At 66.5% G+C, this 13,242-nt stretch carries 13 protein-coding genes; 3 read left to right on the forward strand and 10 right to left on the reverse strand.

The annotated features are described in order from the left end of the window. Positions 1-37: 37 nt before the first annotated feature. The 6 genes from mltG to fabD form a co-directional block, all read right to left on the reverse strand. Positions 38-1,195, reverse strand: a complete 1,158-nt coding sequence (mltG, locus tag ACSSV8_RS06890) for an endolytic transglycosylase MltG (RefSeq protein ID WP_454281948.1) — start codon at positions 1,193-1,195, stop codon at positions 38-40. Then, positions 1,195-2,454, reverse strand: a complete 1,260-nt coding sequence (gene fabF / locus ACSSV8_RS06895; RefSeq protein ID WP_354539677.1) for a beta-ketoacyl-ACP synthase II — start codon at positions 2,452-2,454, stop codon at positions 1,195-1,197. Before fabF ends, mltG begins: the two co-directional genes overlap by 1 nt. Before the next feature lie 79 nt (positions 2,455-2,533). After that, on the reverse strand, positions 2,534-3,277 hold the full coding sequence (locus ACSSV8_RS06900; protein WP_354539586.1) for a 1-(5-phosphoribosyl)-5-[(5-phosphoribosylamino)methylideneamino]imidazole-4-carboxamide isomerase: 744 nt from the start codon (positions 3,275-3,277) through the stop codon (positions 2,534-2,536). Between the two features lie 254 nt (positions 3,278-3,531). Next, positions 3,532-3,765 carry an acyl carrier protein gene (locus ACSSV8_RS06905; RefSeq protein WP_104017639.1) on the reverse strand — a complete coding sequence of 78 codons (234 nt, stop codon included), beginning with the start codon at positions 3,763-3,765 and terminating at the stop codon, positions 3,532-3,534. Positions 3,766-3,993: 228 nt separating this feature from the next. Continuing rightward, positions 3,994-4,731: a 3-oxoacyl-[acyl-carrier-protein] reductase gene (gene fabG / locus ACSSV8_RS06910; protein ID WP_354539587.1), complete on the reverse strand. Its 738-nt coding sequence runs from the start codon at positions 4,729-4,731 to the stop codon at positions 3,994-3,996. Positions 4,732-4,759: 28 nt separating this feature from the next. Next, a complete protein-coding gene (fabD, locus tag ACSSV8_RS06915) occupies positions 4,760-5,698 on the reverse strand; it encodes an ACP S-malonyltransferase (protein ID WP_354539588.1) in 939 nt (312 codons plus the stop codon). A 157-nt stretch (positions 5,699-5,855) separates the two neighbouring features. On the opposite strand from fabD, the gene ACSSV8_RS06920 reads away from it, so the two are divergent. The 3 genes from ACSSV8_RS06920 to ACSSV8_RS06930 all read left to right on the forward strand — a co-directional run bounded on the left by ACSSV8_RS06920 (position 5,856) and on the right by ACSSV8_RS06930 (position 8,452). After that, complete coding sequence (locus ACSSV8_RS06920; protein WP_354539589.1) at positions 5,856-7,070, forward strand: cytochrome b/b6 domain-containing protein; 1,215 nt, start codon at positions 5,856-5,858, stop codon at positions 7,068-7,070. An 81-nt stretch (positions 7,071-7,151) separates the two neighbouring features. Beyond that, on the forward strand, positions 7,152-7,541 hold the full coding sequence (locus tag ACSSV8_RS06925) for a hypothetical protein (protein ID WP_454281949.1): 390 nt from the start codon (positions 7,152-7,154) through the stop codon (positions 7,539-7,541). Then, positions 7,538-8,452, forward strand: coding sequence for a sterol desaturase family protein (locus ACSSV8_RS06930; RefSeq protein WP_454281950.1), 915 nt, complete (start codon positions 7,538-7,540; stop codon positions 8,450-8,452). Before ACSSV8_RS06925 ends, ACSSV8_RS06930 begins: the two co-directional genes overlap by 4 nt. A 208-nt stretch (positions 8,453-8,660) precedes the next feature. Here the strand turns inward: ACSSV8_RS06930 and ACSSV8_RS06935 are convergent, their stop codons facing one another. From ACSSV8_RS06935 to tsaA, 4 genes are all read right to left on the reverse strand, one after another. After that, the gene (locus tag ACSSV8_RS06935; protein ID WP_454281951.1) at positions 8,661-9,434 is read right to left on the reverse strand and encodes a squalene/phytoene synthase family protein; all 774 of its coding nucleotides are present in this window, start codon (positions 9,432-9,434) and stop codon (positions 8,661-8,663) included. Continuing rightward, positions 9,427-11,034, reverse strand: a complete 1,608-nt coding sequence (cimA, locus tag ACSSV8_RS06940; protein WP_454281952.1) for a citramalate synthase — start codon at positions 11,032-11,034, stop codon at positions 9,427-9,429. The genes ACSSV8_RS06935 and cimA overlap by 8 nt, the downstream gene beginning before the upstream one ends. Before the next feature lie 220 nt (positions 11,035-11,254). Continuing rightward, positions 11,255-12,694: a cysteine--tRNA ligase gene (gene cysS / locus ACSSV8_RS06945; RefSeq protein ID WP_454281953.1), complete on the reverse strand. Its 1,440-nt coding sequence runs from the start codon at positions 12,692-12,694 to the stop codon at positions 11,255-11,257. Between the two features lie 67 nt (positions 12,695-12,761). Beyond that, positions 12,762-13,232, reverse strand: a complete 471-nt coding sequence (tsaA, locus tag ACSSV8_RS06950; protein ID WP_454281954.1) for a tRNA (N6-threonylcarbamoyladenosine(37)-N6)-methyltransferase TrmO — start codon at positions 13,230-13,232, stop codon at positions 12,762-12,764. Positions 13,233-13,242: the final 10 nt, after the last annotated feature.

Consider the following 13,242-nt stretch of genomic DNA (forward strand, 5'->3'; position numbering starts at 1 on the left):
AATACTCACCTTTTCGGCCCGTCCATCCGCGCGCCGCTCAGTTCCCGGCGCGCTCCGCCTCGATCTGCCGCCAGCGGGCAACATTGCGGTTGTGTTCGTCGAGCGTTTCGGCAAAGGCATGTCCGCCGCTGCCATCGGCCACGAAGAAGATATAATCCGTCTCATCGGGGTTGAGCGCCGCCTCGATGCTCGCGCGGCCCGGATTGGCAATGGGCGTGGGCGGCAGCCCGTCGATCACATAGGTGTTCCACGGCGTGGCACCGCGCAATTCGCTCTGCCGCAGCCCGCGCCCCAGCACGCCACGCCCCTCGGTCACGCCATAGATCACCGTCGGGTCGGTCTGAAGCCGCATCCCCTGACGCAGCCGGTTGACGAAGACGCTCGCCACCTGACGCCGCTCCTCGGGCACGCCGGTTTCCTTTTCGATGATCGAGGCAAGGATCAGCGCCTCCTCGGGACTGTCGAGCGGCAGCCCCTCGACACGCCCCTCCCACGCAGCGGCCAGGATGACCTCCTGCGCCGCCGCCATCCGCGCCAGCACGCTCGCGCGTTCATCGCCTGCGCGCACCTCGTAGCTGTCGGGCGCGAGGCTGCCTTCGGGCGGGATCCCGGCCACCTCGCCGCTCAGCACCTCGACGGCCTTCAATCCCTCGACGGCCTGCCAGCTTGTCAGCCCCTCGGCAAAGCCCACGCGATAGCGCGTATCGGCGCGCGCGCGCATGGTCGCATACACCTCCGGTGCAGCCTCATCCCCGGCGGGATCAAAGCGCGCCCGCTCGACAAAGCGGCCCGTGGCCGGGTCAAGCTCGCGCACGGTGACGTCCATGGCAGTCACACCGATGCGCCAGACGATCTCGGTGCCGCAGGTGCTCGCGCCGCCGCGGGTGATGATATCGGTGATCTCGGCCATGCTCGCCCCCTCGGGGATGAGCCAGCTTCCGGCCTTCAGATCGTCATGGCGCTCGCCGTAATCGGCTCCGACGCGAAAGATCGCACCGCTCGAGACCGCGCCCTCGTCTTCCAACTGCCGCGACACGCGGCGCATGGTGCTGCCGGGGGCAACGCGGAGGCAGATTGCCTCGTCATGCGGGCCCTGCGCGGTATATTGCGACTGCCCCCAGAGGATCGCGCCGCCCAGCAGGAACATCACCACCACCAGCAGCGTCAGGACATTGGAGACGATGTGGCGCCACATCAGCGCACCTTGCCCACCACAAGCGCCGCGTTGGTCCCGCCGAAGCCAAAGCTGTTGGAGAGCGCCACGTCGATCTTGCGCGCCCGCTTGGCGTTGGGGGCAAGGTCGATCACCGTCTCCACCGCCGGGTTGTCGAGGTTGATGGTCGGCGGGGCCACCTGATCGCGGACCGCGAGGATCGAAAAGATCGCCTCGACCGCGCCCGCGGCCCCAAGCAGGTGCCCGGTCGAGGATTTGGTCGAGGACATGGTGACCTCTCCCGCGTGGTCGCCCAGAAGCCGCTCGACCGCGCGCAATTCGATCACATCGGCCATGGTCGAGGTGCCGTGCGCGTTGACATAGTCGATCGCCGACGGCTCCAGCCCCGCGTTGCGCAGCGCCGCGCGCATGGCGCGCAAGCCGCCGTCGCCGTCCTCGGCGGGCGCGGTGATGTGGAAGGCGTCGCCCGAAAGACCATAGCCCAGGATCTCGGCATAGATCTTCGCGCCCCGCGCCTTGGCGTGCTCGTATTCCTCGAGCACCACGACGCCCGCCCCCTCGCCCATCACGAACCCGTCGCGATCCGCGTCATAGGGACGGCTCGCGGCATGGGGCGTGTCGGCGCGCTTGGTCGAGAGCGCCTTGCAGGCGTTGAACCCGGCAATGCCCAGTTCGCAGATCGAGGCCTCGGCCCCCCCGGCCACCATCACATCGGCATCGCCGAACATGATCAGCCGCGCCGCGTCACCGATGGCATGCGCGCCGGTGGCGCAGGCGGTCACCACCGAATGGTTCGGCCCCTTGAACCCGTGCCGGATGCTGACCTGCCCCGATATGAGGTTGATCAGCGCGCCCGGAATGAAGAAGGGCGAGACGCGGCGCACACCCTTGTCGCGCACCAGATTGGCCGTCTCCTCGATGGAACGCAGCCCGCCGATCCCTGAGCCGATGAACACGCCGGTGCGCTCGCGCGCCGCGTCATCCTCGGGCATCCAGCCCGAATCCTCGACCGCCTGCTGTGCCGCGGCCACACCGTAGAGGATGAAATCATCGACCTTGCGGCGCTCTTTCGGCTCCATGTAGCGATCCGCCAGAAAGGTGCCGCCCGTGCCATCGCCAAGCGGGATCTCGCAGGCATATTTCGTCACCACGTTCACCGGATCGAAACGGGTGATGGTCCCCCCGCAGGATTTGCCCGCCAGAAGACGGCTCCAGCTCAACTCCACCCCATCGGCCAGAGGGGTCACAAGACCCAGCCCCGTGACAACGACACGCCGCATCATGCTGCCCTTTCCCTGCTTCGCTTCCGCCGCTCTTACCCTTTCTTGATGGAAAGGGGCAAGAGCGACGCGGCGCCCATCAGAGAAACGCCGCCGTCGGCTCGGCGGCGGGGCGCGCCACCGCGAGCGCCTCGGCCAGATCGACATCGCGGGCCATGAGCGCGCGACCGATCATTGCCCCGGCGATATTGGGGATGTAGCGCAGGCGTGCCACGTCATCGACATGGCGCACCGTGCCGCGCGCGATCACCGGATGGCGCGTCTTGGCGGCCAGCCCGGAGATGAGCCCGAGACTGCCGTCGCTCTCCTCGATATCGGCGTCGATATCGGTGATGATGATGCCCGCAAGCGGCACACCGTCGAAAGCCGCGATGAAATCCCCGGCGGAAATCGCGCTCGGGCTTTGCCAGCCATGGGTCATGAGCTGCCCCCGCCAGATATCGACCGAGACCACGATCTGGTCGGGATGGTATTTCGCCAGTGCGCGCACCGTCTCGGGGTCCTGCACCGCGAGCGTGCCCACCACGATGCGACCGGCCCCCTTGTCGATCCAGCGGGCGATGGCGTCACGCGAGCGGAACCCGCCACCAAGCTGCACCGGAATGCCCGCGGCACGGATGATCTCTTCGATCAATGCGTTGTTGCCATTGACCCCGGTCAGCCCGTCCATATCGGTCAGGTGCATCCATTCGGCCCCGGCGCGGGCAAAGCCGCGCGCGGTCTCGACCGGATCGACATGCCAGATCACCGGCGCGTCAAGCCGCCCGCGCGTGAGGCTCACGCATTTGCCGCCGAGAATTTCCATTGTGGGATAGATGATCATGGGGGCGCTCCCTTGAGATTTCCGGCTTTCCCGCCGGACGGGCCATGCTTGCCCGCCCGCGCCCGCCCGGTCTGGTCCCAAATCGGCATGATAGCAGCGATTCCCGTCGCCGTCATGCGCGTGCGGCTTCATCGTTCGCAAAATACTCCGGGGGAGTCGCGCCAGAGGCGCGGCGGGGGCAGCGCCCCCACCCGCCCGAAACGCAAAAGACCCCGCCGGGGCGGGGCCTTTTCATCATCGTCAGGAGACGAGGATCAGGAGGCTTCGGTGATGAATTTCACCGCGTCGCCGACCGTCTGGATGGTGTCGGCGGCGTCATCGGGGATCTCGATCCCGAACTCTTCCTCGAACGCCATCACCAGTTCGACCGTGTCAAGGCTGTCTGCGCCCAGATCGTCGATGAACGAGGCCTTGTCCACGACCTTGTCTTCCTCGACGCCCAGATGTTCCACCACGATCTTCTTCACGCGGTCAGCGATATCGCTCATGTCTCGTTCCTCATATTGTCGCGGGCGATCTGCCCTGTGGTCTGCCTCCGCCCTCGCCGGGAAGCGGCTATGGATGGTGCCCGTCGCGGGCGGCTTTCGCCTGCCTGATCCGTTCAGGCCACCGAAGGAAACCGCGCCCCCTCCGGTCAAAGCTGCCGTGGCCTATAGCACAGAGAAAGGCAATGGCAAATGCTTTCACTCGGTCGGATCGTGGCCGCTTTCGCCCCTTCAGAGCATCGCCAGACCGCCGTTGACATGCAGCACGGCCCCGGTGACATAGCCCGCCTCGGGGCTGGCAAGATAGAGCGCGGCGGCGGCCACTTCTTCGGGCGTGCCCATGCGTCCGGCGGGAATCCGCGCGCTGAGCGCGGCCTTCTGATCGTCGGTGAGCTTGTCGGTCATGGGCGTGGCGATAAAGCCGGGGGCGACCACATTGGCGGTGATGCCGCGAGTCGCGACCTCGTGCGCGATGGATTTGGTCATGCCCTCCAGCCCCGCCTTGGCGGCGGCATAGTTGACCTGTCCGGGATTGCCGGTCGAGCCCACGACCGAACCGATATTGACGATGCGACCCCAGCGGGCCTTCATCATCGGGCGCACGGCGGCTCGGCAGAGCCGCATCGCCGAAGTGAGATTGACGTTGAGCACATCGCTCCAGTCCTCGTCCGACATCCGCATGAAGAGCTGATCGCGGGTGATCCCTGCATTGTTCACAAGGATATCGAGGCTTCCCATGGCGGCCATGGCCTCCTTGGGCAGGGCCTCGACCGCCGCCGCCTCGCCCAGATTGCAGGGCAGAACGTGGGCGCGACCGCCCAACTCGCCCGCCAGTTCCTCGAGCGGGGCGACCCGCGTGCCCGACAGCCCGACCGTGGCCCCGGCCCCGTGCAGCGCGCGCGCGATGGCCGCCCCGATACCGCCCGACGCGCCGGTGACAAGCGCGGATTTTCCCGTCAGATCGAACATGTTACCCTCGTTTTCTGCCCTGCCCCGCTCAGCCGAGCGTTGCCGCGGCCTCCTGAACCTCTGCCGCCGTGCCGATGGCCCGGCAGGCGATGGCGCGGTCGATGCGCCGGACCATGCCCGACAGCGCCTTGCCCGCGCCGATCTCCCAGATCTCGGTGACGCCCTCACCGCTCATGTATTGCACCGACTCGCGCCAGCGCACAGCGCCGGTGACCTGCTCGATCAGCAGCGCGCGGATTTCCGCCGGATCGCTGACCGCGCTGGCCCGCACATTGGCGACAAGCGGCACGACGGGGGCCGTGATCGCCACATCGCCGAGCGCCTGCGCCATGACCTCTGCGGCGGGCTGCATCAGCGCGCAGTGAAAGGGCGCGCTCACGGGCAGGATCACCGCGCGTTTCGCGCCGCGTGCCCTGGCGATCTCGACCGCGCGCTCGACGGCGGCCTTGTGACCCGAGACCACGACCTGCGCGGGATCGTTGTCATTGGCCGCCTGACAGACCTCGCCTTGTGCTGCCTCTTCGGCCACCGCGCGGACGGTGTCGAAATCGAGGCCCAGAAGGGCGGCCATCGCGCCCACGCCCACCGGCACCGCCGCCTGCATGGCGCGACCGCGGATGCGCAGCAGTCGCGCGCAATCGGCCACGCTGAGCGCCCCCGCAGCGGCCAGCGCCGAATATTCGCCAAGCGAGTGACCGGCGACAAAGCGGGCGGCACCGATGCCTGCGCCCTCGGCCTCCAGCGCGCGCAGCGCGGCAAGCGAGGTGGCCATGAGCGCGGGCTGCGCGTTCTCGGTCAGGGTCAGCGCCTCCTGCGCGCCCTCCCAGATCAGCGCCGACAGTTTTTCTCCAAGGGCGTCGTCCACCTCGTCGAACACGGCCCGCGCCGCCGGATAGGCGGCGGCGAGATCCGCGCCCATCCCGATCACCTGCGCGCCCTGTCCCGGAAAAACGAATGCACGGCTCATCTGGTCCCTCCCGCGAAATGCGCCTTCCGATACATCGCCGCGCGGCCCAAGGCAACGCGGTTTTACGCGTGCGCGCACGGCGCTTGTGCGGATCTGGCGATGGACGCGCGACGCGTTCCGGTTACATTGCGCCCCAAATCTCCAAGGAGGGCGCGCGATGCCGCTGACCAATTCCGCCACCACCTACGGCGCTGTTACCAAGAGCTTTCACTGGCTCACCGCGCTTCTGATCCTTGCCAACCTGCCGCTCGGCTGGGTCGCGGCAGAGGCGGCGGAAGCGGCGCAGGCGGGCGGCGGCGATGCGCTCATCGCGCGCGCGGCGCTGCTCTTCTCGATCCACAAGACGACCGGCGTCGCGGTGTTCTTCGTGGCGCTGGCGCGGATCCTCTGGGCGCTCATGCAACCCAAGCCGGGGCTGCTGAACGGTGACCGGAGGCTCGAGGCCTGGGCGGCGGAGACGGTGCATTGGCTGCTTTACGGCTCGCTGGTGCTGGTGCCGCTCTCGGGCTGGGTGCACCACGCCGCCACCACCGGCTTTGCGCCGATCTGGTGGCCGTTCGGGCAGGACCTGCCTTTCGTTCCGAAATCCGAGATGGTGTCGGAGACCGCCGCCACGCTTCACCTTGTGTTCGTGATCACCCTCGCGGGCGCGCTGGCCGCGCATGTCGCGGGCGCGCTCAAGCATCATGTGCTCGATGGCGACGCAACCCTGCGCCGGATGCTGCCCGGTCTGACGCCGGGCCAGCCCACGACGCGCCAACCGGGGCATGTCGCCTCCCTGGTGACGGCGCTGGCGCTCTGGGGCGCGGTGCTGGCTGGCGCGGCGGGGCTGGGCTGGTTCGAGACGCGCGCGGGCGCAAGCGACGAGAGGCTGGCCGCCGTGCAATCGGACTGGACCGTGCAGGAGGGTAGCCTGCAAATCCGTGTGCGCCAGATGGGATCTGAGGTCACCGGCGGTTTCGCCGACTGGACCGCCGCCATCACCTATGCAGAGACCCCCGATGCAGAGGGGCGTCACGGCGCGGTCGAGGTGGTGGTGGCAATCCCCTCGCTCACGCTTGGTTCGGTCACGTTGCAGGCCATGGGCAAGGAATTCTTCAACGCAGACGAATACCCCACCGCCACCTTTGCCGCCGATCTGATGGCGGAGGAGGGCCATGTGGCGCGCGGCACCTTGACCATCAAGGGAAAGAGCGTGCCGGTCGAGATGCCCTTCACCCTCACGATCGAGGACGGCACGGCCCGCGCCGAGGGCAGCCTGACCGTGGACCGGCGCGACTTCGCCATCGGCATGGGCACGCAGGACCCCGGATCGCTCGGCTTCGAGGTGGTCATCTCGTTCGATCTGCTGGCCACACGCGGCGGCACCTGAGCGGCGCGGTGCATGTGACGCAACGCCCCCTTTGACAAGGCCGCACCGGCCTTGCCTAAATCGGGCGGGAGAGGGGAAACCATGCCGCTCAGCATCCTGTTGCCGATGGTGATTGCGGGAATCGCGGGAATCGCGCTTCTGCTGCACCTGCTGGGGTTGTCCAAACCCGCCGTCATCGCCGATGAGACGGCGGCGCGGCGCGCCTGGCTGCGCGAATATCCAGACGATCCGCCCCAGCGCGTGAGGCTCTGCCGCGCGCGCAGCGCCGCGCTGATCGAGACGGCGCGCGGGCACGGCGTGGTCTGGCCAATGGGGGCCGATACAACGGCGCGCCCCCTTGCCGGTGCCCGGCTTGCCGCTACGGGGTCCGGCCTCACGCTCGACCTGCCCGATTACACCGCGCCGCGCATCCGCCTGCGGCTCTCGCCCGAGGAGGCGGCACAGTGGCAAGCGATTCTGGAGGCACCATGAGCGACACCCTGACCTTTCCCGACGTGGTGACCCTCGCGGTGCCGCTCTTCATCGCCGCCATCCTCGCGGAACTGCTCTGGATCGTGCTCCGGGGGCGCGGCGGGCGCTACGAGACGCGCGACGCGCTCACCTCGCTGATCATGGGCGCGGGCAATGTGGCCGAGGGGATCGTGCTGGGGTTTGTCGCCTACGGCTTCTTCATGCTGCTGTGGGAGATCACGCCGCTCGATCTGGGGCAGTCGGTTTGGGTGATCGCGCTCTGCTTCGTGCTCGATGACCTGCGCTATTACTGGGTGCACCGCTTCGGCCATCGCATCCGCTGGGTCTGGGCGTCTCATGTCAATCACCACTCCTCGCAGCACTACAACCTGACCACGGCGCTGCGCCAGACATGGACCGGCACCTTCACCTTCATGATGATCGTGCGCGCGCCGCTGATCCTTCTCGGATTTCATCCGGCCATGGTTCTCTTCGTCGGCGGGCTCAACCTCATCTACCAGTTCTGGATCCATACCGAGGCCATTGGCCGGATGCCCCGCTGGTTCGAGTGGATCATGAACACGCCAAGCCATCACCGCGTCCATCACGGGCGCAATCCGCGCTATCTCGATTGCAATTATGCGGGCGTTTTCATCATCTGGGACAAGCTTTTCGGCACCTTCACCCCCGAAGACCCGGCTGAGCGCGTCGATTACGGCCTCGTGCACAATCTCGGCACGTTCAACCCGGTGCGTGTTGCCTTTCACGAATGGGTCGGCATTTTCCGCGACGTGACGCAGCCGGGGATCACCCTGCGCGACCGGCTGAATTACTGCCTGAAGCCGCCGGGCTGGAGCCATGACGGCAGCCGCCGCACCTCGGACCAGATCAAGGCGGCGCAGGTGGCGACGGCCAACCTGCCCGAGCGGTAAGCCGCCGATCACGGGGGGCGCACGGTGTTGTTATTTGACCGATCGTTCCAGATGTCGAACAGTGACCTTGCGTCGTTTCGCACCACTCACGGACCCTGACGGATATTGTCCCTTCTCGTCAGCAGAATAGCGGCTCTCCAGCGCCGCTTGTCTCTCCGGTGCCCTGTGCAAGGCCCATTACTCAAGCCTTGTGCAGGGTGCCGGAACCCTACCAGCCCCCCGAAAACGCCCGAAAGGCCAGCAGCGCGCCGCTCGTGATCGGCGCGGGATCGAGCCTGCCCGCCGCCACCGCCGCCGGATCGCGCGCCGCGCGGGAGAGCACCATTCCCGCCTCCCAGAGCGGCAGCAGCGCGGGGCGCGCGGCGCGCGACACCCGGGCGCGGTGCGCCCGCGCCGCGCGCAGATGCGCCAAGCCCTCTTGCGCCAAACGCCGCACGGCCTGCGCCCGCCCATCCGGCAGCGGCGCACGGCCCGCCGCCTCGAGCGCCGGGATCGCCCGCAACCAGTTCGCCAACCCGAGCGCCAGACCGGCAGGGCGCAACGCCCCCTCGCCCGCAGGCCCCAGCACCCGCGCCGCCACCCGCATGAGATTGCCCGACGTCGCGTCGAGATAGGTCCAAAGGGCGGCCTCATCCGCGAAGGGCGCGCGCTCTATATCCGCGCGGCGCGCCTCGATCAGCGCATCGAGCAGCCGCGCCCCCGTCGCATCGAGCACCCCCGCCAGCGGCGTGGCCACCTCGTGCCGCCGCACCGCGCCGCCGCCCGCGATCTCGGCCAGCACGTCGCGCCACCATTGCAGGCGCATCTCGGCGATGATCGGTTCTTTCGTGACCCAGGGCGCGCGCGCCACCTCGATGTTGAACGCATAGACCGGGAAGAGCCGCGCCCGCGCCGCCACCGGCCCGGCCATGGTAGCGCGAAACCGGGACGGATCGGCGCGGCGCACCAGATCGGCGCAAGCGGTCAGATCGGCATCAAACACGCAGAAGCTTCCAGTTGATCGCATCCAGAAGCGCCTCGAAACTGGCATCGACGATGTTCGGGCTGACCCCCACCGTGGACCAGCGCCGCCCCTGCCCGTCCTCGCTGTCGATGATGACGCGGGTCGCCGCCTCGGTCCCGCCTTGGGTGATGCGCACCTTGAAATCCACCAGCCGCATATCCTCGATCTGATCCTGATAGGGGCCCAGATCCTTGGCCAGAGCCTTGGCCAGCGCGTTGACCGGCCCCCGGTCACAGCCCTCGGCATCCATCGATTCAGAGACCGACAGCTTCTTCTCGCCACCCACCTTGACCACCACGACCGCCTCCGAGAGGCTCACCATGCGGTCATACTTGTTCTTGCGCCGCTCCACCGTGACCTTGTAGCGCTTGACCTCGAAGAATTCGGGCATCTGCCCCAGTTCCTTGCGCGCGAGGATTTCGAAACTGGCCTGCGCGCTGTCATAGGTATAGCCCTCGTCCTCGCGTGTCTTGATCGTGTCGAGCAGACGCGCCAAGGCCGGATCACCCGGTTCTACCACAATCCCCGCCTCGCTCAGCCGCTGGCGCAGGTTCGACTGCCCGGCCTGATTGGACATCGGGATGATGCGCTGATTGCCGACCAGTTCGGGCGCGATATGCTCATAGGTGGAGGGGTCCTTGAGGATCGCGCTGGCATGAAGCCCTGCCTTGTGGGCAAAGGCCGAGGCCCCCACATAGGCCGCCTGCCGCAGCGGCACGCGGTTGAGGATCTCATCCAACTGCCGACTGATCGCGGTCAGGCCGCGCAGACCGTCGCGCGTGACGCCGGTTTCATACCGGCTGGCATAGGGTTCCTTGAGCAGAAGCGTCGGGATGAGCGTGGTCAGGTTGGCATTGCCGCAGCGCTCGCCAAGGCCATTGAGCGTGCCTTGTATCTGGCGCACGCCTGCATCCACCGCCGCAAGGCTGCCCGCCACGGCAAGGCCCATATCGTCATGGGTGTGGATGCCAAGCCGGTCGCCGGGAATACCCGCGTCGATCACCTCGCTTACAATGCGCCCGATTTCCGTGGGCAGCGTGCCGCCATTGGTATCGCAGAGCACGATCCACCGCGCGCCCGCCTTCATCGCGGCGCGCAGGCAGGTCAGCGCATAGGCGGGATTGGCGGTGTAGCCGTCAAAGAAATGCTCCGCATCGAACAGCGCCTCGCGCCCCTCGGCCACCAGATGGGCGATGGATTTGGCGATATTGTCGGTGTTTTCCTCAAGCCCGATCCCGAGTGCTGCGGTGACGTGGAAATCATGGGTCTTGCCGACAAGGCAGACGGCGCGCGTGCCCGCGTTGAGGACGGCGGCCAGCACGTCATCATTTTCCGCCGAGCGCCCCGCGCGCTTGGTCATGCCAAAGGCGGTCATGGTCGCGCGTGTCGCGGGAGCGGCGTCGAAAAACGCGCTGTCGGTGGGGTTTGCCCCCGGCCAGCCACCCTCGATATGATCCACGCCCAGCCGGTCAAGCGCATGGGCGATCTGGATTTTCTCTTGCGTGGAGAAGCTCACGCCCTGCGTCTGCTGCCCGTCGCGCAGGGTGGTGTCGTAGAGGTAGAGGCGTTCCTTGGTCATGACGCGCGCCCCTCGCCACCAGCACCCCGCGCGGAATCAAGGCGTGCTTGCACGCCGCCGCGCGAGCGCCCGACCGCCCCCCGGGCGGGCGCTTCTGCAACGCTGCGACACGCACAACCGTTCAAGTATTTTGCACCATAAAGCGCCCCCCACAGCCCGAGCAGCGCCCCCCCGCGGTCGGGCCCTCGCGCGGCTTGCAGGCGGTGTGCAGAACGGCGCATCATTTCAAGGGTTCCAGCTTAGCGGGATCGAAATCAGGGCCAAGACCCCACTCGGGGCCTCGAGGAGTATCCGTGACCACCACTCCAGCCGTTCTTAACAAATCCCGAATTTCATCAGCACGGTCAAAGTTTCTTGCTTCCTTGGCATCAGCTCTTTTGCTTAGAAGTGTAGCAATGAGCGCCTGTTGATCGATCGTTAATTCAGATGCCTTATCCAGCCAAAATGATCTAGGAATTTTCCCGAAATGCTCAGTCCAAATTCCTAAGAACTTCAGATCGTGCGCCAATTGGAGTGCCATCGCTCCATTATCCGATCTACCAATGCTTTTCGCATGCAGCGCGAATTCATGCAATCGTGTAAGAGCCAAATGCGTGTTAAGATCGTTGCTTAAAGCTTCGACAATTTGCATGCTAACTTTATTTTCGTCCGCGAGTTCCGCATCAGCGTAGTCAGATATAATTTTGTTATACTCCAGAAGGCGCGACTCTGCTTGTTCCGCCTTCTCCGCCGTCCAATCCATCGGCTTCCTGTAATGCGTGCTCAAAAACACGAACCGGATCACCTCCCCCGGCACGCCCTGATCCAGCAAATCACGCACGGTAAAGAAATTGCCCAAAGACTTGGACATCTTCTTGCCCTCGACCTGCAGCATCTCGTTATGTAGCCAGAAATTCGCAAAGCTCCCCTCGGGATGCGCGCAGCAGCTTTGCGCGATCTCGTTCTCGTGGTGGGGAAAGATCAGGTCATTGCCGCCACCGTGAATGTCAAACGACTCGCCCAGCAATTCATAACTCATCGCCGAGCATTCGATATGCCAGCCGGGCCGCCCACGCCCCCACGGGCTTTCCCACCCCGGCAGATCGTCGCCCGACGGCTTCCACAAAACGAAATCCATCGGGTTGCGCTTGTAGGGCGCCACCTCCACCCGCGCGCCCGCGATCATGTCCTCGACCGTGCGCCCCGAGAGCGCGCCATAGGCGGCATAGCTCTCGACGGCGAAAAGCACATGGCCCTCGGCGGCGTAAGCGTGGCCCTTGGCAATCAACCCCTCGATCATCACCACCATCTGCGGGATATACTGCGTGGCGCGCGGCATGAGGTCGGGCTCCAGCGCCCCCAAGGCGCCCATATCCTCCAGAAACCACTGCGTCGTCTCCGCCGTGATCTCGGCAATCGAGCGGCCGCTCTCGGCGGCGCGCGCGTTGATCTTGTCATCCACATCGGTGAAATTGCGGGCATAGGTGACGTGCGCGGGCCCATAGACATGCCGCAAGAGCCGGTAGAGCACATCGAACACCACCACGGGCCGCGCATTGCCCAGATGCGCCCGGTCATAGACCGTCGGCCCACAGACATACATCCGCACATTCTTGTCATCGAGAGGCGCAAACACCTCTTTCTTGCGGGTGCGGGTGTTGTGCAGCTTGATCGTGGTCATGGTGGGCTCCCGAACAAATCGAGGCGGGCTTAGCATCATCAGGCGCCTCTTGGAACCACCGCGATGCTCACCCCTTGGGCGGGGCCTTGGGGGTGAATTCGCAGGTCACCGGCTTGATGTCGATGAGCGGCGTGCCGTCGAGACAATCCAGCCCGCGCACCACCAGCGTATCCCCCTCCACCGCCACCAGCCGCACCCGCGAGAGCCCGATCGGATTGGGCCGCTGCGGCGAGCGGAGCGCAAAGGTGCCGAAATAGCGCAGCCCGTCATTGCCGGGGTTCTGCACCACCAGATCGCGCCGCGCCCGGTCGAGCCAGTAGAGCAGATCGAGATGCTGATACTCGCCCACCCCCAGAAGCGCCTCGGCCCAGGGCGCGAACACCTCCACCCGGCAGTCGGGGCCGTCCTCGCGCCCCTGCCGGGGGCAGTCCTTGCGCTCGGTCCATGGCGTGTTGATACGCCCGATGAAATAGAGCGCCGCATCCGTGGGCGGCCCCGCCTCCACCAGCCTTTCGCCCGCGCGCACCCGGCTTTCCATTGCCCTGCCC

This window comes from Roseovarius sp. MBR-79 (assembly GCF_053628555.1).

Excerpts from the sequence above, each read along its gene's own strand:
- fabD (WP_354539588.1), bottom strand. The coding sequence starts at position 5,698 with ATGAGCCGTGCATTCGTTTTTCCGGGACAGGGCGCGCAGGTGATCGGG.
- cysS (WP_454281953.1), bottom strand. The coding sequence starts at position 12,694 with ATGACCACGATCAAGCTGCACAACACCCGCACCCGCAAGAAAGAGGTG.
- ACSSV8_RS06920 (WP_354539589.1), top strand. The coding sequence starts at position 5,856 with ATGCCGCTGACCAATTCCGCCACCACCTACGGCGCTGTTACCAAGAGC.
- mltG (WP_454281948.1), bottom strand. The coding sequence starts at position 1,195 with ATGTGGCGCCACATCGTCTCCAATGTCCTGACGCTGCTGGTGGTGGTG.
- ACSSV8_RS06925 (WP_454281949.1), top strand. The coding sequence starts at position 7,152 with ATGCCGCTCAGCATCCTGTTGCCGATGGTGATTGCGGGAATCGCGGGA.
- ACSSV8_RS06905 (WP_104017639.1), bottom strand. The coding sequence starts at position 3,765 with ATGAGCGATATCGCTGACCGCGTGAAGAAGATCGTGGTGGAACATCTG.
- ACSSV8_RS06900 (WP_354539586.1), bottom strand. The coding sequence starts at position 3,277 with ATGATCATCTATCCCACAATGGAAATTCTCGGCGGCAAATGCGTGAGC.
- cimA (WP_454281952.1), bottom strand. The coding sequence starts at position 11,034 with ATGACCAAGGAACGCCTCTACCTCTACGACACCACCCTGCGCGACGGG.
- fabG (WP_354539587.1), bottom strand. The coding sequence starts at position 4,731 with ATGTTCGATCTGACGGGAAAATCCGCGCTTGTCACCGGCGCGTCGGGC.
- tsaA (WP_454281954.1), bottom strand. The coding sequence starts at position 13,232 with ATGGAAAGCCGGGTGCGCGCGGGCGAAAGGCTGGTGGAGGCGGGGCCG.
- ACSSV8_RS06930 (WP_454281950.1), top strand. The coding sequence starts at position 7,538 with ATGAGCGACACCCTGACCTTTCCCGACGTGGTGACCCTCGCGGTGCCG.
- fabF (WP_354539677.1), bottom strand. The coding sequence starts at position 2,454 with ATGCGGCGTGTCGTTGTCACGGGGCTGGGTCTTGTGACCCCTCTGGCC.